The organism is uncultured Bradyrhizobium sp., from assembly GCF_947648125.1.
GTDB lineage: Bacteria > Pseudomonadota > Alphaproteobacteria > Rhizobiales > Xanthobacteraceae > Bradyrhizobium.
The window spans coordinates 134,862-153,769 of the sequence record NZ_CANSMR010000005.1 but is presented as its reverse complement, the minus strand read 5'-3'; the positions used below and the strand labels follow the sequence as shown (position 1 = coordinate 153,769).

18 protein-coding genes are annotated in these 18,908 nt (G+C 64.2%); 10 read left to right on the top strand and 8 right to left on the bottom strand.

What is annotated here, in order from left to right:
- Positions 1-246 precede the first annotated feature (246 nt).
- Entirely contained in the window at positions 247-1,467 is a 1,221-nt protein-coding gene (locus Q0030_RS12250) for an FAD-dependent monooxygenase (RefSeq protein ID WP_298366956.1), read from the top strand.
- Positions 1,468-1,495: 28 nt separating this feature from the next.
- On the opposite strand, the gene Q0030_RS12245 is transcribed toward Q0030_RS12250, so the two are convergent.
- Positions 1,496-2,626, bottom strand: coding sequence for a GNAT family N-acetyltransferase (locus tag Q0030_RS12245; protein WP_298366954.1), 1,131 nt, complete (start codon positions 2,624-2,626; stop codon positions 1,496-1,498).
- Between the two features lie 486 nt (positions 2,627-3,112).
- Here Q0030_RS12245 and Q0030_RS12240 point away from each other — a divergent pair, with 486 nt between their 5' ends.
- From Q0030_RS12240 to Q0030_RS12225, 4 genes are all read left to right on the top strand, one after another.
- Positions 3,113-3,937 carry a WecB/TagA/CpsF family glycosyltransferase gene (locus Q0030_RS12240; protein WP_298366952.1) on the top strand — a complete coding sequence of 275 codons (825 nt, stop codon included), beginning with the start codon at positions 3,113-3,115 and terminating at the stop codon, positions 3,935-3,937.
- Between the two features lie 74 nt (positions 3,938-4,011).
- On the top strand, positions 4,012-5,301 hold the full coding sequence (locus Q0030_RS12235) for an O-antigen ligase family protein (protein ID WP_298366950.1): 1,290 nt from the start codon (positions 4,012-4,014) through the stop codon (positions 5,299-5,301).
- A complete protein-coding gene (locus Q0030_RS12230; protein WP_298366948.1) occupies positions 5,247-6,323 on the top strand; it encodes a cellulase family glycosylhydrolase in 1,077 nt (358 codons plus the stop codon). Before Q0030_RS12235 ends, Q0030_RS12230 begins: the two co-directional genes overlap by 55 nt.
- Before the next feature lie 117 nt (positions 6,324-6,440).
- Positions 6,441-7,730 (top strand): MFS transporter, encoded by a 1,290-nt coding sequence (locus tag Q0030_RS12225; protein WP_298366945.1) that lies wholly within the window; start codon positions 6,441-6,443, stop codon positions 7,728-7,730.
- Positions 7,731-7,739: 9 nt separating this feature from the next.
- Here Q0030_RS12225 and Q0030_RS12220 read toward each other — a convergent pair whose 3' ends face one another.
- The 5 genes from Q0030_RS12220 to clpB form a co-directional block, all read right to left on the bottom strand.
- The gene (locus Q0030_RS12220; RefSeq protein WP_298366943.1) at positions 7,740-7,934 is read right to left on the bottom strand and encodes a hypothetical protein; all 195 of its coding nucleotides are present in this window, start codon (positions 7,932-7,934) and stop codon (positions 7,740-7,742) included.
- Positions 7,935-8,020: 86 nt separating this feature from the next.
- A complete protein-coding gene (locus tag Q0030_RS12215) occupies positions 8,021-8,836 on the bottom strand; it encodes a family 1 encapsulin nanocompartment shell protein (protein WP_298366940.1) in 816 nt (271 codons plus the stop codon).
- The gene (locus tag Q0030_RS12210; protein ID WP_298366937.1) at positions 8,829-9,890 is read right to left on the bottom strand and encodes a Dyp-type peroxidase; all 1,062 of its coding nucleotides are present in this window, start codon (positions 9,888-9,890) and stop codon (positions 8,829-8,831) included. Before Q0030_RS12210 ends, Q0030_RS12215 begins: the two co-directional genes overlap by 8 nt.
- A 120-nt stretch (positions 9,891-10,010) precedes the next feature.
- Positions 10,011-10,277 (bottom strand): DUF2171 domain-containing protein, encoded by a 267-nt coding sequence (locus tag Q0030_RS12205; RefSeq protein ID WP_021077122.1) that lies wholly within the window; start codon positions 10,275-10,277, stop codon positions 10,011-10,013.
- Between the two features lie 102 nt (positions 10,278-10,379).
- On the bottom strand, positions 10,380-12,992 hold the full coding sequence (gene clpB, locus Q0030_RS12200) for an ATP-dependent chaperone ClpB (protein WP_298366935.1): 2,613 nt from the start codon (positions 12,990-12,992) through the stop codon (positions 10,380-10,382).
- A 656-nt stretch (positions 12,993-13,648) separates the two neighbouring features.
- Here clpB and Q0030_RS12195 point away from each other — a divergent pair.
- From Q0030_RS12195 to Q0030_RS12175, 5 genes are all read left to right on the top strand, one after another.
- Entirely contained in the window at positions 13,649-15,040 is a 1,392-nt protein-coding gene (locus Q0030_RS12195; RefSeq protein WP_298366933.1) for a hypothetical protein, read from the top strand.
- Between the two features lie 87 nt (positions 15,041-15,127).
- Entirely contained in the window at positions 15,128-15,310 is a 183-nt protein-coding gene (locus Q0030_RS12190) for a hypothetical protein (protein ID WP_298366931.1), read from the top strand.
- A 124-nt stretch (positions 15,311-15,434) separates the two neighbouring features.
- Positions 15,435-16,337 (top strand): J domain-containing protein, encoded by a 903-nt coding sequence (locus Q0030_RS12185; protein WP_298366929.1) that lies wholly within the window; start codon positions 15,435-15,437, stop codon positions 16,335-16,337.
- Complete coding sequence (locus Q0030_RS12180) at positions 16,334-16,609, top strand: chaperone modulator CbpM (RefSeq protein ID WP_176529426.1); 276 nt, start codon at positions 16,334-16,336, stop codon at positions 16,607-16,609. The genes Q0030_RS12185 and Q0030_RS12180 overlap by 4 nt, the downstream gene beginning before the upstream one ends.
- 28 nt (positions 16,610-16,637) lie before the next feature.
- Positions 16,638-16,862, top strand: a complete 225-nt coding sequence (locus tag Q0030_RS12175) for a hypothetical protein (RefSeq protein WP_016843345.1) — start codon at positions 16,638-16,640, stop codon at positions 16,860-16,862.
- A gap of 4 nt (positions 16,863-16,866) precedes the next feature.
- Here Q0030_RS12175 and Q0030_RS12170 read toward each other — a convergent pair whose 3' ends face one another.
- A complete protein-coding gene (locus tag Q0030_RS12170; RefSeq protein WP_298366921.1) occupies positions 16,867-17,100 on the bottom strand; it encodes a hypothetical protein in 234 nt (77 codons plus the stop codon).
- A 39-nt stretch (positions 17,101-17,139) separates the two neighbouring features.
- A complete protein-coding gene (gene ybaL, locus Q0030_RS12165; RefSeq protein ID WP_298366919.1) occupies positions 17,140-18,873 on the bottom strand; it encodes a YbaL family putative K(+) efflux transporter in 1,734 nt (577 codons plus the stop codon).
- Positions 18,874-18,908: the final 35 nt, after the last annotated feature.

Below are 18,908 nucleotides of genomic sequence, written 5' to 3'. Positions count from 1 at the left end.
CGCGTCAACGACACCTGTCGAAGCTCCACGGCCACGCAATTGCCCCGCCAGCCTGCTGTGGAGCGCCCAAAACACCAGTTTCATGACTGCTGCGGCTGCAAGTCATGTGCCGGGAAGGGGCTGATCGCGACGGGGGCGTTGTCGTTAACCTCAATAATGGAGCTGGTCGTGTTCGTTCTGCGCGGCGGCAGGGGCAGGCAGGGAAATTGCAGTTCCGTGGCCAATTAGCCGTCGGAGCGGACCAAGATGATTGCCGAGGAAAGCATGACCCAGCCGATCGCAACCTGCGAGGCTGAGACGATCGAAGCGGACGTCGCCATTGTTGGCGCCGGCTTGGCGGGCTCGCTCGCGCGGGCCGTCCTCACGCGTGCCGGCTATCGCGTCGTCCTGATCGACAAGCGCTTGATCCCGCCGGATGAATTCCGCGTCGAAAAGATCGCCGGGCGGCAGATCGATATCTTCCGCCGCCTGGGCTTCATCGACGACGTCGAGGCCGTCGCCTCGTCCTATGACCGGGTGCTCAACATCAGGAACGGCAAGCTGGTCGATATCGGCGTCGGACGATCCTATGGAGTTTCCTATGCCAACCTCGTCGACATGGCCCGCGGCCTGACGCCTGATACGTCGAGCTTCCTGCTCGACCAGGTGACCAATGTCAGCTGCAGCGAGGATCGTCAGCAACTGACGCTGGCCTCCGGAAAACGCGTCGTCTCGCGCCTGGTCGTTCTGGCGACCGGCATGGCGGGCGCGCTCGGCTACAATCTCGGAATGCGCCGGAACACGATCGCCGCGCGCCATTCGGTGACATTCGGCTTCACGATCGCGCGGCCGGATCACGCGCCATTCGGCTTCGACGCGCTGACCTGCTACGGCAAGCAGGCGGCTGACGGCGTCGACTATCTCAGCCTGTTCCCGATGTCGGGCGGCATGCGCGCGAACCTGTTCATGTTCCGCGATCCGACTGATCCGATCATGCGCGAGCTGCGCCGCGACACAAGACGAACGCTGCTCCGTCTGATGCCGGGACTGCAGACCTACCTCGGTGATTTCGAGATCGTCGGCCAGGTGCACAACTGGGTCATGGATTTGTCGGTGACCGAGGGCCATCTGCAGCCGGGCGTCGTGCTGATCGGCGATGCCTACCAGACCAACTGTCCTGCGGCCGGAACCGGCGTGAGCCGCCTGCTAGTGGATGTCGAGCGTCTCTGCACCGAATATGTGCCGCGCTGGCTCGAGACCGACGGCATGGGCACGGAGAAGATTGCGCAGTTCTATTCCGATCGCGACAAACTCGCCGCCGATCGGCATTCGCTGCAACTGGCGCGCTTCCGCGAGGCTTTGACCTCCAACACCGATGTGCGCTGGACCATGCAGCGGAAGCTGCACTTCCTGCGTCGCATGATCACGCATCAGGTGGACCGGATTCATCCGGGATGGGTCATGCGCGTCCGCAGCGCGCTTCGGTAAAGCGACGGTACGGCTCTTCCCGGCAGCCTTACCGCGTGCCGGTCGAGGTGCGGATCGGCCTGAGGTCGGTCACCCGCTTGGCGGCCTGCTTGATCCAGGGCGCCTGCTTCAGCGCAAACAGTGCAAGCGATCCGGCCGCGCTGCCGGCCTGCGTCACGCCCGACATCGGCGTGGGCTGGCCTCCGAACTGCATCTTGTAGGGCTCGTCACCGATGGTGAAATCCAGCACCCGGTCGCCGCGCGCGATGCAGTCCTTGGCAACACTTTCGAAGGTCAGCGCGCCGATCGACTGGCTCTTGTATCCTTCGATGTCGAAAGCCGTCATGACGACGAGCAGGCTGCCGCGGTGAGCCAGCCCAAGGGCAGTGGCGATGACCTCGCCATCCATCTTCATGGCATAGAGCCGGGTAAAGCAGCCCATGCCGCGAAGCGCCACGCTCGAGTAGAAATCGAAATATTCCGGACGCTGCAGCAGGTCACCGTCGCCGTGTGCCTGGAAACGCGGACCGCGAAACTTCCTCATCACGTCCATGGCCTCGCCGATGGAAGCGCCGTCGTTGCAGCATGAGAAGGTAAGCGTGCCCTTCTTGTGGATCTGGCGCCATTTCTTTGCCAGTTCCTTTTGATAGGATTTTCCCAGCGCGTTGATCTGCCATTGCTCGAACGGCGCGACCAGGACCGTCGCATAGGCATTGGTGTCCATCAGGCTGCGGTGAGGCGCCCCGAGCAAATTCTCGATCGGCATCTTCGCATCGAGCAGCTTGGGAATGCGCAGCAGGTCGAACGGCCGGACCAGTTTGCGAAGCTTCTCGCAGGCCTGTCGGTCCTGCAGCAGGTCGGCGAATGTCTCCGCCGTGCAGACCGGCGACAAATAGTCGGACACGCGAAGGTCCGCGAATTCGACCGTGCGCATCGGGCCGCGCCGCACGCGCAGCAGCGGCAGCACGGCCGCAAGCGCGCTGTTCGTGCGATGACGGACGACGACGACCAACGGCTTCGCTGCCGCGGCGGGAGCGAGCTTGCGATAGAGCGTGTCCAGCCATAACGGATGTTGGAAGGCGGTCGCGTCCGAGCCTTCAAACAATGTCGCGTATTCTTCAGACAGGAAGTCGAATGCGTCGTCGATGCAGACATCGAACGTGTCATCATTCTTATTCATGTGAAACCAAACAAACTGCGTTTAAAAAGCGCCGGTCAAGCCAGCGCGTCGCCGTTATAGCAAGGCTGATGACCTCGGGCACTGGTAGAATACGATTTGTATTAATGTAGAGCGTGGACCTTTGCGCAGTGTTGCTGCGCGAACGTCGCCGGCCTCGCGGAATCCAGCGTGATGCTGTCGCCGTGCCCGGCGGCCGGCATCGTTAACAATTCCTTTACGGCCTATGTCGAATCGGACTGCTGCGGCGATATCGCATGTGGTCTGGACCGGATATTGCAGTTATGGGCACGTAAGTCCTGGAGTTCTGCTGAAATGTTGACGAACAGCCAAAAAGCCCGCGTTTCCGACGCAATTTCGCCTGCGCAGGCCGATCGCGAACGGCCTCGGCGTCTCAATTCGGATACGGCTGCTCCATCTGTCCGGAGTTGCAACAGTTTGAGCGCTGGGCAACCGGTTTCCTCCGCGGATATGCCAGCCGGATCATCGATGCCGAACGGCGTACTGGAGCGTCGGATCAATCCTGTCGGCAGGGCTGCGACCGCCAGCGTTGCCCGGGCGACCATCGGCGGGCTGCGGCTCGCCGTGCTCGATCGCGAGCAGACCGCGGACTTCATGGTCGAGGCGGTGTATCCGAACCGGCGCATCAATCGGCCGCTGTATCTGACGTCAGCCAATGGCGAGGTGTTGTCGCGCTGCTCCACCGAGCCGATGACCGACCGGCTGTTCCGTGCCGCCGACCTGATCAATGCCGACGGGCAGCCGCTGGTCATGGTGTCGAAGCTGCGGTCGCCGAACCCGCTTCCCGAGCGCGTCGCGACCACGGATTTGTTCCACGACGTCGCGCGCAAGGCGGAAGAGCTCGGGCTGACCTTCTACCTGTTTGGCGCCAACGAGGCCGAGAACAAGGCAGCAATCGCCAACGTCCGCCGGGCCTATCCGGCTCTCAAGATCGTCGGTTATTCGCACGGCTATCTGCGCGGCGCCGCGCTTCGGGCCAAGGTGGATGAGATCAACGCTCTGGCGCCGGACTTTCTCTGGGTCGCGCTTGGCGTGCCCTACGAGCAGGCCTTCGTCGACGAATTCATGTCGCGGCTTGGTAATGTCGGCGTCATCAAGACGTCGGGCGGATTGTTCAACTTCCTGTCCGGATCGCGGCCGCGCGCGCCGAGATGGATGCAGATCGTCGGGCTCGAATGGGCCTGGCGTCTTTGGCTCGAGCCGCGCCGGCTGTTCTGGCGCTACCTGACGACCAATCCACACGCCCTCTATCTGCTGTTCAACCGGACCCGGTCCTCGGCGACCAAGGACTGAATCCGTACTGAGTGCAATGTGCCGCTCCGATCCACCGGAGCGGCGAGCTCTTCAATGAGCGGAGTACAACTGATATGGACGGTCGAGCAGTCGATAGCTCGGTCTGGCAGGCGCCGGGCGTTGATGCGGAAAATTTCGCTCGGACCGTCGTCAATTGGTCGATCACCGTCAACGTGATCATGTCGATGGGGACGTTCCACCCCGCGCTGCTTCCGACCGAGGTGACGCTGGTTCAGCAGGCCGTCGCCCTGCTGATGTGGGGCGTGCTGATCTATGCGAGCCTGTTCATACGTCCCTGCCTGCGGCTGGCCTTCAATCTCGACACGCTCGTGATCGTCGGATTCTATGCGTTCGCCGCGATTTCGGTGCTCTGGACAAATTTGGACGTGGCGGCCCTGATGAAGGCCGCGGCGCTCGCGGTCACGACGCTGGGCGCGTTCTGCATGGTCAGTCGCGTCGACATCGACGACATCGTGAAATCGACCACCCGCGGCCTCTTCGTCCTGATCGCGGGCTCGGCGTTTTGTGCGGTCGCGCTCCCGGACATCGGCGTGGACCAGACCTGGATGCACAATGGGCAATGGCAGGGCGTCTTCGAGTCGAAACAGACGCTGGGCTTCGCTGGCGCCTATCTCATGTTCTTTGCCTGTTATCGAAAGGTAACCGGACAGGGATGGCTGCCGTTCCTCGTGACGTTCGCGCTCGCCTCGACTTGCGTCGTCTTTTCGGAGTCGCGCGGCGCCGGCGCCTTGTCGCTGGTCGCCTGTGCGCTGCTGCTGACCTCCCTGTGGTCAGTCAGGTGCATGCAAGTCTACGCGGTGCTGCCATGTGCCATGTGCGTCGCGGCCGCGTTGCTGATGCTGTACTTCTACACGACCGGGTACGACTCGATCCACGTGTTCGACACGACGATCAATTTCACCGAGAGAACCTTCATCTGGCAGTACGCCATCAGCCATTTCGATGATGCGCCGCTGTTCGGATTTGGCATCAACGGGTTCTGGACCAGACCCGAGATCTACGACTATTTCAACCAGAACCATGGCTGGGTGCTCGACAACTACCACAACGGCTACATCGCCATTCTCGTCGAAACCGGATTTCTGGGCTATGTCCTGTTCATGGCGAGCGTCTTTCTGTTTTCCTACAAGATGCTCTGCTTGATCGCTGAGCGGGCGATCGACCGTTTGCATTGTGCGCTGATCGTCGGGTTCGTTTTCCTCAACTGCCAGACCAATTTTACCGAAACGGTCTTCCTGCGTTCGACGATGTTCACATCGGTGCTGCTGATCGCCTTTTTCCTCGCCGCTTGCCGGTCGTTGCCGTCGTCGCGCCTGCAGCTGCGCGAGCTGGAGCAAACATGACCGGGTTCCGATGTCTTCCGCAAAGAGTGTTGAGCGCGCTGCTGGCGGCAGTGCTTTCCGCCGTGTTGCTCTCGCCCGCGCGTGCGGTCGGGCAGGGGCCGTCCCCGGACGTCGCGGCGTTAGGGCGCGGCATCAACATTCTTGGCTATGACGGCATCTGGGAGGGTTACCAGAACGCGCCCTTTCGGCTGGAAAACCTCACCGCCATCCGCAAGGCGGGCTTTTCACACGTCCGGATCAACTTCTTCGGCTTCAAGCACATGGATTCCGGCAACATCCTGGATGAAGCCGTCTTGCGGCGCCTCGACGCCGTGATCGAGCGGGTGCTGGCGAGCAGACTGATCCCGATCCTCGATGAGCACGACACCGATCTCTGCCAACGCGACGTGCCGGAATGCACGGCGAAGCTCAAGGCGTTCTGGCGCCAGATCGCGTCGCGCTACGCCGGCAAATATCCGGCGCTGGTGTTCGAGATCCTGAACGAGCCCGGCGGGAACATGACGTCGGCCGAGTGGAACGGGCTGCTCGGCGAGTGCCTCGCCATCGTCAGGGACACCAATCCGAAGCGAAATGTGGTTGCCGCCGTCCTGAACACCGAGGCGCTGCCGGTTGAGGATTTGACGCTGCCGGCCGCCGACAGGAATCTCATCGTCACGTTCCACTATTATTTGCCGCTGCAATTCACCCATCAAGGCGCGCCGTGGTCGGCGACCTTCTCGAAGATCGGCCCGTTGAGTTGGGGCTCCGCGGACGACGAAGCCAGGGCCGCCGCCGATTTCGACAAGGTCAGGTCCTGGTCGGAGAGGGAGCAGCGCCCGATCTATCTCGGTGAGTTCGGCGTCTACGAACGCGCGCCGGCGGAGAGCCGGGCGAAGTACCTGTCGTTCGTGGCAAGGCGCGCTGAAAGCTTCGGCTGGGCGTGGGCCTATTGGCAATTCGATCACGACTTCGCGGCATTCGACGGCGCCCGGCAACGCTGGAACAGGGATATTCTCCGCGCGATCATTCCTCCGGTTCGATGAACCCTTGCGGCCTGTGCGCGGCGCTGATCCAGGATCGCGCGGTACGCCATGCCTTGCCTTGCATGGCCTGAGGAATAATACTCGCTCCGGACAGCCAAGCTTAAGGAATCGAAAGCGTTGCCGGACATTGCGAGCAGGGAAGAGTTCGATGTCAAGCGCGCAGCCTTTGCCGCGACCATCGGCAACATGCTGGAGTTCTACGACTTCATCACCTACAGCTTCTTTGCAACCGAGATCGGGCGCACCTTCTTCCCCGCGCACAGCGAATACGGCAGCCTCATGCTGTCGCTTGCGACCTTCGGCGCCGGCTTCCTGACGCGGCCGATCGGCGGCATCGTGCTCGGTATCTTCTCCGACCGGGTCGGCCGGCGGCCGGCGATGTTGCTGAGCTTCGCGCTGATGGGCGGCGCGATCCTGACCATCGCGCTGACGCCGTCCTATGCCACGATCGGAATCGTGGCTCCGATCATCGTGATCCTGGCGCGGATGGTGCAGGGATTTGCGCTTGGCGGCGAAGTGGGACCGACCACGGCCTATCTCATCGAGATCGCGGCACCCAGGAATCGCGGCCTGGTGGTGGCATGGCAGCCGGCCAGCCAGGAGATCGCGGCGACCGTCGGTGCTCTGGTCGGCGTCATCCTGAGCAGCACGATGGCGCCCGACATGCTGCAGGCTTACGGATGGCGGGTCGCATTCCTGCTCGGGGCCGTCTGCCTGCCGTTCGGCATATGGATGCGCCGGACGTTGCCGGAAACGGTGCCTCGCGGCGAACGCGCTGCGGCGGGCGTTGAGCGTTCGAACCATGTCACGCTGGCGCGCCGGCATCTTCGGGTGATCCTGCTGGCCGTGATGATCCTGGCCAGCGGCACGATCTCGACCTACGTGACGCAATACATGACGACCTACGCCAAGAATACGCTGCATGTGTCGCCGTCGCTCGCGTTCACCGTATCGCTGGTGAGCAACGGACTTCAGATCATCGGCGCGGTGCTGGGCGGCTGGCTTGCCGACCGGCTCGGACGCAAGCCGATCATGATCTGGCCGCAGCTGGTCGTGCTGGTGCTGACCTATCCGGCGTTCTTGTGGATCGTCCGGGACCCCGGCGCGTGGTCGCTGCTGTTCGGCTTCGGCATCCTGTCGTTCATCGGATCGCTGCCGTTTACCGCGTTCTACGCCGCCTTCACCGAAGCGCTGCCGCAGAACATCCGCGGCGGCGTGTTCGCGACGATCTACGCGGTCGCGATCGCGACGTTCGGCGGCACCGCGCAACTCGTGGTCACATGGCTGCTGCACGTGACGGGAGATCCGCTGGCGCCGTCCTGGTATCTGCTGCTCGCGGCGGCGGTCGGCATCGTGGCCATGAGCCTGATGCCCGAGACGGCCCCGGTGAAGGTCGGCGAGAAGTAACCGCAGAGCTCAGTCCATGTCGCGAAAGGCGTGGCCGTTGGCCTCGATCTCTTTCACGAGCTGCGGCGGCAGGTTGGCTTGCGCCGAGGTGCCGTCGAACACCCAGTCCTTTGCGTCGCCGAGATCGGGGAGGCCGGCGCCCTTGCGGACGTAGAGTCCGACCGATGCCTTCTTCGGGTTGATGTAGAGATCGTAGTCCGGCATTGCGCGCCTCCTCTCCGTTGAAATTCAACGGAAGCCTCCGGCACAGTTCGGCCGCAGGCTTCCTGGAAGAGTGAACGCCGATGGGGCTAGGCCGGCTTCTTCGCCACCGGCGCAAGCACCACCGACGCTTCGCTCGTGAGCATCAAGAAGGTGATGGTCTCCTGGAAGTAGAGCTGGACCGAGGTCGCGGAGTGGCTGAGATAGCCGATCGAAAGGTCCTGGCCGATCGAGAGCTGGAAGTCGCCGCCGCGGGTGGTGAGCAGGACGCCGCCCTCGATCGCAGGCGCCCAGATGATCTTGCCGTCGATCAGGCGCTGGATGTGCTGCAGCACAGGATAGCCGTCGTCGGTCGCGCCGCCGATCGCGGTGTAGGGCTCGGTGCCGAGCAGGAGCGTATAAGGACCGTTGACGCCGGCGAGCCGCAACTGGCTGACCGCTTGCGCGACCACACCAGGGTAATTCTTGATGCTCGACGGCAGCGTCAGCACCGGGTTGCTGGTGCCCTGACGGATGCCTTGAATCCCGGCGGCGTTGTAGCCATCGAACACCGCGCGATCCTCGGCGAAGGCGATCTTGCGCGCGGCTTCCTTGAGCGGATCCCAGTCGGAATCATTGGAGCCGCGTTCGACATCGTCGATCGCCTGGCGCGACAGCTCGAACGGCACGCGCAGCTCGACCAGCGCGCGGACATCGCGCTGCGTCGCCTCGACCCCATCGCCGGGCGTCGCAATTTTCTTGAGATGGCCGGTGCCGACGGCGGAGAAATCGATTCCCTTGGGGCCATCGACGTCGACGACACGGCGCGCCGCCAGATGGCGCTTCAACGTACGCGAGGCTTCCTCTTCGATCTGGGCCCATGCCGCGTCCGAGATGGGGGCTAGTCCCCGATGAAGGTTATTCATGTCCAGCCTCTCCTTTGAGTGAGCCGATCCCGAGCGAGCCGTCGGACGGCGGTATTCGTTGTGCAGGTGCCTCGTCAGCCCCGGCGTCATCCAGCGACGGCTCAGCCGGCGCGGCTACGGGCGCCTCGCTGGCGACATCCTCCAGGAAGGTCGCCGACGGGATGAAGAACAGTGTGCCGGTCACGGCGCGGCTGAAGTCGAGCAGGCGGTCGTAATTGCCCGGCGGCTTGCCGACGAACATGTTCTCCAGCATCTGCTCGATTCGGTGCGGGGACTTGGCATAGCCGATGAAATAGGTGCCGAACTCGCCTTTGCTGATGTTGCCGAACGGCATGTTGTCGCGGACGATATCGAGCTCCTCGCCGTTCTCGACGATCGTCGTCAGGGCATTGTGCGCGTAGCTCGGCTTCACCGCATCGTCGAGCTCGATGTCGGACAGCTTGGTGCGGCCGATGATCTTCTCCTGCATCTCGACCGGCAGCTCGTTCCACTTCTTCAGATCGTGCAGGTATTTTTGCACGATCACATAGCTGCCGCCGGCGAAGGCTGCGTCCTCGTCGCCGATGATGGTGGCCTCAGTCGCCGCCTGATCCTCCGGATTTTCCGTTCCGTCGACGAAGCCGAGCAGGTCGCGCTCATCGAAATATTTGAAGCCGTGCACCTCATCCGAGGTGGCGACCGCATCGCCGAGCCGTGACATGATCTGCGTCGCAAGCTCGAAGCACAGGTCCATCGGCACGGCGCGGATGTGAAACAGCAGGTCGCCCGGTGTAGCGACGGCGTGGTGGACGCCGTTGATCTCGCGGAACGGATGCAAGCCTTGCGGCTTCGGCGCACCGAACAGCCGGTCCCACGCATCCGAGCCGATGCCCATGACGCAGGACAGCCGGCCTTCGAGATCGCGGAAGCCGACCGCGCGCACCAGCGCGGCCAGATCGGCGCACAGCGACCGCACCACTGTATCATATTCCGGATTGGGCTTGATCGTGACCGCAAGGAAGATGGCCGCGCGCGTCAGCTTCGCAGCGACCGGTTGCGGAACGGCTGATGGCACGCATCTCTCCTTAACTAACGGCACTTCCACGACGACAAGAAGACGGGCCGGACGCCGGATTGACGTCCAGATACCGGGGAGAGGAGCATGCCACCGGAGCCTTTACAAGAGCCCGGATTGCTAGGCTTCCGCGGACGGACCAACCGGCTTGCCGGACTTTTCCTCCTCGAGGGTCACGGCAATGGCGGCGTTGGCGGAGAGCCGCACCTTGGAGCCTTCGACACCGGCAACGAAGCCGAGCTCGATATAGTGGTGATGGCCCTTGTGGAAGCCGTCGCTCTCACTTTTCTTGAGCTTGATGCGGTTGCCTTCCACGCGATCGACGGTGCCGACATGCACGCCATCGGCGCCGATGACCTCCATGTTGTCCTTGATGTTCTGCGTCATGGCGCTCTCCCTGGTTGAAGGTCGGCCTGCATATTCGGCTTGCATATGATGCGCTTGGACGACGCGGCGATGACGGCGCGTCGTTGGCAATCGCGGCTTGTCTCACACCGGTTCGAATTCGTCCGCGGCAGCGTTCTCCGGCTTCTTGCCGTTGAAGGTGAGGCCGGCCTTGGTGGCGGAGAGCTTCACCTGCGAGCCGTCGCGCACGTCGCCGGCGAGGATCATCTCGGCGAGCGGATCCTGCACGCTGCGTTGGATCACCCGTTTCAGCGGCCGGGCGCCATAGGCCGGATCCCAGCCTTTCTCTGCCAGCCAGTCGCGCGCCTTCGGGTCGAGCTCGAGATCGATCTTGCGATCCTCGAGCAGCTTGCGCAGGCGCGAGAATTGAATCTCGACGATGCGGCCCATGTCGCTCTTCTGCAGCCGGTGGAACAGGATGATCTCATCGATGCGGTTGAGGAATTCGGGGCGGAAGTGGGCCCGCACCATGTTCATCACCTGCTCGCGCACCGCGCTGGTCGGCTGTCCCTCCGGCTGGTTGACGAGATACTCCGCGCCGATGTTCGAGGTCATGATGATCAGCGTGTTGCGGAAATCGACGGTGCGGCCCTGACCGTCGGTGAGACGGCCGTCGTCGAGCACTTGCAGCAGCACGTTGAAGACATCAGGGTGTGCCTTCTCGATCTCGTCGAACAGCACGACCTGGTAAGGCCGGCGTCGAACGGCTTCGGTCAGCGCGCCGCCCTCATCGTAGCCGACATAGCCGGGCGGCGCGCCGATCAGCCGCGAGACCGAGTGCTTCTCCATGTATTCGGACATGTCGAGCCGGATCATCGCGGTCCCGTCGTCGAACAGATATTCGGCGAGCGCTTTTGCGAGCTCGGTCTTGCCGACGCCGGTGGGCCCCAAGAACATGAACGAGCCGATCGGCCGGTTCGGGTCTTGCAGGCCGGCGCGAGCGCGGCGCACCGCGGTCGACACCGCACGCACGGCCTCGGCCTGGCCGACGACGCGCTTGCCGAGCATCTCCTCCATGCGCAGCAGCTTGTCCTTCTCGCCTTCCAGCATCTTGTCGACGGGGACGCCGGTCCAGCGCGAGACCACCTGCGCGATATTATCGGCGGTCACGGTCTCGCTGGCGGACGAGGTCTCGCTGGCCTCGACCGAAGCGAGCTTCTTCTCGAGCTCGGGAATGCGGCCATAGGCCAGCTCGCCGGCCTTCTGGAATTCGCCCTTGCGCTGCGCGTTGGCAAGCTCGGTGCGCAACTGCTCGAGCTCGCCCTTCATCTTCTGCGCGTCGGAGAGCTTGCTCTTCTCCGACCGCCATCTCGACGTCATGTCCGCGGACTTCTTCTCGAGTTCGACGAGATCCTTTTCGAGCGTCTGCAAGCGGCTCCTGGAGCCGAGATCGGTCTCCTTCTTCAGTGCCTCCTGCTCGATCTTAAGGCGGATGATCTCGCGGTCGAGCGAGTCGAGCTCTTCAGGCTTGGAATCGACCTGCATCTTCAGCCGTGCCGCCGCCTCGTCCATCAAATCGATGGCCTTGTCGGGCAGGAAACGGTCGGTGATGTAGCGGTTCGACAGCGTAGCGGCGGCGACCAGCGCCGAATCCGCGATGCGCACGCCGTGATGCTGCTCGTATTTGTCCTTGAGACCGCGCAGGATCGAGATGGTGTCCTCGACCGTAGGTTCCGAGACGAACACCGGCTGGAATCGCCGCGCCAGCGCCGCGTCCTTCTCGACATGCTTGCGGTATTCGTCGAGCGTGGTGGCACCGATGCAGTGCAACTCGCCGCGGGCGAGCGCCGGTTTCAGCAGGTTCGATGCGTCCATCGCGCCGTCGCCCTTGCCGGCGCCGATCAGCGTATGCATCTCGTCGATGAACAGGATGATGCCGCCCTCGGCCGACGTCACCTCCTGCAGCACCGCCTTGAGTCGTTCCTCGAACTCGCCGCGATACTTTGCACCGGCAATCAGCGCGCCGAGGTCGAGCGCGAGCAGCGCCTTGTCCTGCAGGCTCTCCGGCACGTCGCCATTGACGATGCGCAGCGCCAGGCCCTCGACGATCGCGGTCTTGCCGACGCCGGGCTCGCCGATCAGGACGGGATTGTTCTTGGTGCGACGTGACAGAACTTGAATCGTGCGGCGGATCTCCTCGTCGCGGCCGATCACCGGATCGAGCTTGCCGTCGCGCGCGGCCTGGGTGAGATCGCGGGCGTATTTCTTCAGCGCGTCATACGCATTCTCGGCCGACGCGCTGTCGGCGGTGCGGCCCTTGCGCAGGGCGTTGATGGCCGCGTTCAGGTTCTGCGGATTGACGCCGCCCTTGGCGAGCAGTCTGCCGGCCTCGCCGTCCTTGTCGGCTGCCAGCGCCTGCAGCATGCGTTCGACCGAGACAAAGCTGTCGCCGGCCTTGTCGGCGGCCTGTTCCGCCGCAGCGAACGCGCGTGCGGTCTCGGGCGCCATATAAATCTGTCCGGAGCCGGCGCCGCTGACCTTCGGCACCTTCGCCAGGGCGTCTTCGGTCGCCTTGAGGATCGCGCGCGAATTGCCGCCGGCCCGGTCGATCAGGCCGGCCGCGAGGCCTTCATTGTCATCGAGCAGCACCTTCAGGATGTGGAGCGTCGAGAACTGCTGGTGTCCCTCGCGCATCGCGAGCGATTGTGCCGATTGAATGAAGCCGCGGAGGCGATCGGTATATTTTTCAATGTTCATGGTGGCACCTCAAGGCAGCACAGGCTCGTCGAGATCAAGTCATGCCATGCATTGCCGCCGGCGACAGATGGCGGAACGATGACATCCATCAAGCGACAGCCCAGTGCAATCGCGCCGGCGGAAAACCGCGGGCCTGGCGCTGCCACAGGTCGTATCGTGTGGTCGTTTCAGGGGTGTGTCAATCGCGGAGCGCGGCCGCCGGGATACCGCTTTTGAGGTGTCTCGACTGCCGGTGTTCGCTGCTGGCACTCATCCGGAGGCACTGCCACGGACGCCGCCGACAAATCCGGGTCCGCATCACGCCGATGGTGGCTCGGCTGATCGTGGTGCTTGCGAAGCGAGCGGCACTACGAACCCGGATCGTTGCAATCGTGCGAGAGCCGAAGTCATGTTCGCGATTTCAATACGATGATCTCGCGCCTCGCGCAGTGCACGCGATGATGCAGACGTGCGTTGCGCAATGTTCCACTGAATCGCGCGATGATGAGTTCACTGTACACTCTGAACCGTCGATGAATAGCTGCGTGATGCGTTTCCGCCTGTTTCAGGTTGATGTAAGGTCGAGGCGCTAGCGATGAAGTGTGTCGGCGCATTGCCGACGCACGGAACTTTTGCTCCGGTTCTCACGTTGAACGTGTTCATCGAAGAGGCTCCCAATGATCACTCGTTTCCTTTCGACCGCGTCGTGTGCCGCGCTGGCTGCGGCGCTGTTCTCTGCGACGGCCGTGCCGGCAATCGCGCAGGATGCGGCATGCGCGCCGGTCTCTGCCGTCGATACCGCGCCGCCGCCGCTGCCGACCTACGATCAGCCGCCGGTGCCTGGGCCCGGTTACATGTGGTCACCGGGCAATTGGTCGTGGGATGAGGATCGCGGCGATTACTATTGGGTGCCGGGCACCTGGGTGCAGCCGCCGCGGGTCGGTCTGCTGTGGACTCCCGGATACTGGGGCGCATTCGGCGGCGGCTTCATTTTCCATCAGGGCTATTGGGGTGATCGCGTCGGCTTCTACGGCGGCATCAATTACGGCTTCGGCTACGGCGGTTCAGGCTATGAAGGCGGCCGCTGGGATCGCGGCAACTTCTTCTACAATCGCACCGTGAACAATCTGGAAGGCGCGCGGATCACCAACGTCTACGAGAAGAACGTCACGATCAATCAGACCACCATCAACAACGTCAGCTACAATGGCGGCCGCGGCGGCATCGAGGTGCGGCCGACACCCGCCGAACGTACGATCGCCAAGGAGCAGCACTTCGCGGCGACGCCGTTGCAGCGCAAGCAGGTCGAGACCGCAAGCCAGGATCCGAGCCTGTTCAAGCGCGCCAACAATGGCGTGCCCGCTGTCGCCGCAACGGCGCGCCCCGGCGAGTTGAAGGGACCGGGCGTGGTCCGCGCGCGGCCAGCCGGCGAGGCGGTGCCTGCCACCGCCGCAAAGCCGCCGGCCGGGGAGCCGGCGCGGCCGGGGACTGCGGCTGCGCCCGCAACAGCACCTGCCGAGTCCCACGCGCTCCCGGTGCCGGGCAAGGAGCTTCCGGCGGCGCGTCCTGCCGCCCAAGAGACCAAGCCCGCAGCCGAGGAGAAGCGCGCAGCTCCCGCTCCCGAGACCAAGGTTGAGCCGCACCCTGCTGCGCCGGCGGCTGCCGGGTCGCATGCGCTTCCGGTCCCCGAGAAGGGAATTGCGGCGCATCCGCCCGCCGAGGTGAACAGGCCTGCGGTCGAGGAGAAGCGCGCTGCGCCTGCCGCCGAGCCCAAGGTTGAGCCGCGGCCTGCAACGGAAGCGGCGCGGCCTGCCGCACCGGAGAGGCGGCCTGAGGAGGTACGCAAAGAGGAGCCGCGGCCGGAGCCTGCCGCAAAGCCCGTCGCGCGGCCGGAGCAGGTAGCACGGCCCGAAGCACGACCGGAGACGATGGCTCGCCCTGAGGCGCATCCGCAGCCGGCGGCACGGCCGGAGCCGCACGTTCAGGCCGCGCCCCACGTTCAGGCGCCGCCGCATGCTGCGCCGGCCGCAGGTCACCCCGCAGAGGAGAAGCGGCAGGAGCAACGCTGAGGTAAGATCGCGCTCCGCCGGCTCGTTCCGGCGGAGCGCGCACTCTCTATCTTCCCGCGCGCAAGCGATCATCACTGGAGATCGGTCATGGCACAGAGTCACGGTGGCAGCGGACAGCTTGACGACGGCAAGCCGCGCCTGAGCGAGGACGACATGCAGCGGGCCCTGCTCGGTCCGAGGGGTGTGCCGGGCAAGCCGGACACCGCCAAGATGACGCCGCAGCAGGAAAAGAACATGCCGAAATATCTGGACCCCGGGCATACGTCCTAACTCGACTATGGCGTGAGCACATGCTGCGTCGCCCATGGCCGGACGATGGGCGAGCGCACTTGCAAATCGCCTGCTTTTGCGCCCTCATGATTGCAGGTGCACTCACGGTGTTGCGGAGCAGGTTGTGAGAAATCCGTACGAGGTTCTTGGCGTTGCCCCGACGGCGTCCTCGGCCGATATCCAGAAGGCCTATCGAAAGCTGGCGAAGAAGCTGCATCCGGATCTCAATCCGGGCGACAAGGCGGCCGAAGAAAAGTTCAAGGAAGTCGCCGCGGCGAACGACCTGCTCTCGGATGCCGACAAGCGCAAGCGCTTCGACGCCGGCGAGATCGACGCTGATGGCGCCGAGCGGCCACAGCATCGCTACTACCGGGATTTCGCCACCGCGGACGGGGGACATCCCTACGCCGACAGTTCCGGCTACGCCGACTACATGGACCAGGACGACGCGTTCGCCGAATTGCTCCGGCGCAGCGAGCAGGCACGCGCCAACCGGCGCGGCCGCGATTTGCACTACAGCCTTGCGATCGATTTCGCGGAATCGATCACCGGCGGCAGCAAGCGGCTGACGCTTCCCGACGGCGGCACGCTCGACGTGACGATCCCGCCGGGACTCATCGACGGCCAGGTCATTCGTTTGCGCGGCAAGGGCATGCCGGGCAGCGGCAAGGGCGGTCCCGGCGACGCGCTGATCGAGGTCGAGGTTCGCCCCGATCCGCGCTTCACCCGAGAGGGCGACGACATCACGCTGGAATTGCCGATCTCGCTGTCAGAGGCTGTGCTCGGCGGCAAGGTCAACGTTCCGACGCCGACCGGCGCGGTCACCATGACGGTTCCGAAGGGCGCGAACACCGGCACGACGATGCGCCTGCGCGGCAAGGGTGCGCCCAAGGTCGGCGGCGGTCACGGTGATGAGTTCGTCAAGCTCAAGGTGGTCCTGCCCAAGGGACCCGATCCCGCGCTCGAGGCGTTCGTGTCGAACTGGGATCGCAAAGCATTCAATCCACGCGATGATGGTGCATCATGAACAAGCAGCAGTTCCTCATCGATGCGGGTCTCGAGGTGCAGACCCTGGAGTTCTGGATCGAGCAGCAATGGCTCGTTCCGGACGAGACCACGCACGAGATCAGCTTTTCCGACACCGACGTGGCGCGCGCGCATCTGATCCGGGATCTGAAGGGCGATTTCGGCGTCAATGACGAGGGGATCGACGTCATCCTGCATCTGGTCGACCAGCTGCACGGCCTGCGCCGTGCGTTCGAGGAGTTGCACAAGGATATCGCGTCATCGCCGCGCTAGCTGCGAACCTCAGTCCCGGGAGACGATCATGACGGACAAGCCGACGCCGCTGGCCCATGGAGAGATCGACGTTCTGATTCTGCAGGCGCTGGTGCGCAAGCTGATCGCAAAGGGCGTACTGACGCCGGACGACGTCCGTTCGATGCTGTTCGAGGCCGCGAAAAATCTTGACCTTGTCGGCAGCGAGCTGACGACGGAAGCCGCCAACATCATCGTGCAGGAAGACCTGGCGCCGGCATTCCTCGGCGGCTGATTTCTCAGGTCTGGCCGCTGCGGTTGGAGACCAGCCGGATTTGCGTGATCTGGTCGGCACTGCCGGCAAGATAGGATCGCGCATCGCGCACCAGCCGCTCCACCGCGGCCGCATCGTAGCTTGGATGACGCGGGTTCAGATGCAGGTCGGTCTCGATCTGCATCACATTGGTCGCGGCATCGGCGTCGATCTCGATCGAGAACGACACCAGTGAAACGTGCGGGCTCTTGAATGCCATGTCTTGATCTCCTTTCGTCGCATAGTGGGCGCCGTTACCTCACGCCGCGGAATCTTCCCTCGCGGTTGCCGCATCCTGCGTGGCGGCACCTGAGTGTCTGCGGTCGAGCTCTTCGATCATGCCACGGGCAATCTCGCGCTCGCCCATGATCACGATGTCGGCCCCGAGGCCCTTCAGATGATCGACCTCGGCGTCGGAATGCGCGCGCGCGATGATCTGGATGCCGGCATTGGCCGCGCGCGCCTGCTCGACGATCTGTCCGGCCTCGAAGGCTTCGGGAATGGCGATGACCAGCGATCGCGCGCCGGCCGGATTGGTCGCGCGCAGAACGCTGGCACGCGCGGCATTGCCCATCAGGGCTTCGATGCCGCGCTGCCTGAGCTTTGCGACCATGTCGTCGGACGCCTCGACCGCGAGGAACGCCGCGTTGCGCTGATGCAGGGCATCACCCACGATGCTGCCGACCCGGCCGTAGCCGACGAGGATGGTGTGATCCCGCAAGTCGGTGACCGGGATCGCCTCGGCGGTTGCAACAGTTGGCGAGGAAGTCTGCGGTTTCCCGAGCCGCGAGGTCAGCCAGTCGACCACCGCGAACACCAGCGGGTTGAGCATGATCGAGAAGATCGCGCCGGCCAGGATCAGGTCGCGGCCGGCCTTCGGCAGCAGATTGAGCGCAACGCCGAGTTCGGCCAGGATAAAGGAGAATTCGCCGATCTGGGCAAGGCTCGCCGAGATCATCAGGGCGGTCGCCATCGGGTGACGGAACAGCACGACGATCAAAAGCGCGGCGAGCGACTTGCCGACCACGATGACGAACAAGGTCGCTGCGAACGGCCAGGGCTCGCGCACCACGCTGAGCGGATCGAACAGCATGCCGACCGAGACGAAGAACAGCACCGCGAATGCGTCGCGCAGCGGCAGGGTCTCCTGGGCGGCGCGCTGGCTGAGCGGCGATTCCCGCAGCATCATCCCGGCGAAGAAGGCGCCGAGCGCCAGCGAAACCCCGAACAGCTTGGTCGCGCCGAACGCGATGCAGAGCGCGATCGCGAGCACGGCCAGCCGGAACAGCTCGCGCGACCCGGTATGCGCGATGTAGTGCAGGGCCCATGGGATCAGCCGGCGTCCGACCACCAGCATCAGCGCGATGAACACGGCGATCTTGACCAGCGTCAGCACCAGCACGCCGGTCAGCCCGAGCCCGAAGCGGGTGGCGAGCGGATCGGAGGTGATTGCCGCGCCATCGCCGCCCTGGAAGCTCGCCACCGCGGGGAACAGCACCAGCGCGAGCACCATGGCGAGGTCCTCGACGATCAGCCAGCCGACGGCGATCTTGCCGCGTTCGGTGTCCATCAGGCGGCGCTCCTGCAGCGCGCGCAACAGCACCACGGTACTTGCGACCGACAGCGCGAGCCCGAACACCAGGCCGGCGCCGACGGTCCAGCCCATCAACAGCGCGAGGCCGAGGCCGAGCAGTGTGGCGACGGCAATCTGCGCGATGGCGCCGGGCACCGCGATCGCGCGCACCGACAGCAGGTCGTTCAGCGAGAAATGCAGGCCGACGCCGAACATCAGCAGAATGATACCGAGCTCCGCGAGCTCGGTGGCCAGCGCCTGATCGGCGACGAAGCCTGGCGTGAACGGACCCACGGCGACGCCCGCGAGCAGATAACCGACCAGTGGCGGAACCCGAAAGCGCTGGGCGATGGTTCCGAAGACGAAGGCGAGTCCAAGGCCCGCGACGACGGTCGCGATCAGAGGTGTGTCATGCGGCATTTCGCCTTGTCGCACAGCATGGTTGGCGGTGCACC

What these genes read in the sequence shown, in the direction of transcription:
- Q0030_RS12250 (WP_298366956.1), top strand. Translation starts at nt 247, where the DNA reads ATGATTGCCGAGGAAAGCATGACCCAGCCGATCGCAACCTGCGAGGCT.
- Q0030_RS12245 (WP_298366954.1), bottom strand. Translation starts at nt 2,626, where the DNA reads ATGAATAAGAATGATGACACGTTCGATGTCTGCATCGACGACGCATTC.
- Q0030_RS12240 (WP_298366952.1), top strand. Translation starts at nt 3,113, where the DNA reads ATGCCGAACGGCGTACTGGAGCGTCGGATCAATCCTGTCGGCAGGGCT.
- Q0030_RS12235 (WP_298366950.1), top strand. Translation starts at nt 4,012, where the DNA reads ATGGACGGTCGAGCAGTCGATAGCTCGGTCTGGCAGGCGCCGGGCGTT.
- Q0030_RS12220 (WP_298366943.1), bottom strand. Translation starts at nt 7,934, where the DNA reads ATGCCGGACTACGATCTCTACATCAACCCGAAGAAGGCATCGGTCGGA.
- Q0030_RS12215 (WP_298366940.1), bottom strand. Translation starts at nt 8,836, where the DNA reads ATGAATAACCTTCATCGGGGACTAGCCCCCATCTCGGACGCGGCATGG.
- Q0030_RS12205 (WP_021077122.1), bottom strand. Translation starts at nt 10,277, where the DNA reads ATGACGCAGAACATCAAGGACAACATGGAGGTCATCGGCGCCGATGGC.
- clpB (WP_298366935.1), bottom strand. Translation starts at nt 12,992, where the DNA reads ATGAACATTGAAAAATATACCGATCGCCTCCGCGGCTTCATTCAATCG.
- Q0030_RS12195 (WP_298366933.1), top strand. Translation starts at nt 13,649, where the DNA reads ATGATCACTCGTTTCCTTTCGACCGCGTCGTGTGCCGCGCTGGCTGCG.
- Q0030_RS12190 (WP_298366931.1), top strand. Translation starts at nt 15,128, where the DNA reads ATGGCACAGAGTCACGGTGGCAGCGGACAGCTTGACGACGGCAAGCCG.
- Q0030_RS12180 (WP_176529426.1), top strand. Translation starts at nt 16,334, where the DNA reads ATGAACAAGCAGCAGTTCCTCATCGATGCGGGTCTCGAGGTGCAGACC.
- Q0030_RS12175 (WP_016843345.1), top strand. Translation starts at nt 16,638, where the DNA reads ATGACGGACAAGCCGACGCCGCTGGCCCATGGAGAGATCGACGTTCTG.
- Q0030_RS12170 (WP_298366921.1), bottom strand. Translation starts at nt 17,100, where the DNA reads ATGGCATTCAAGAGCCCGCACGTTTCACTGGTGTCGTTCTCGATCGAG.
- ybaL (WP_298366919.1), bottom strand. Translation starts at nt 18,873, where the DNA reads ATGCCGCATGACACACCTCTGATCGCGACCGTCGTCGCGGGCCTTGGA.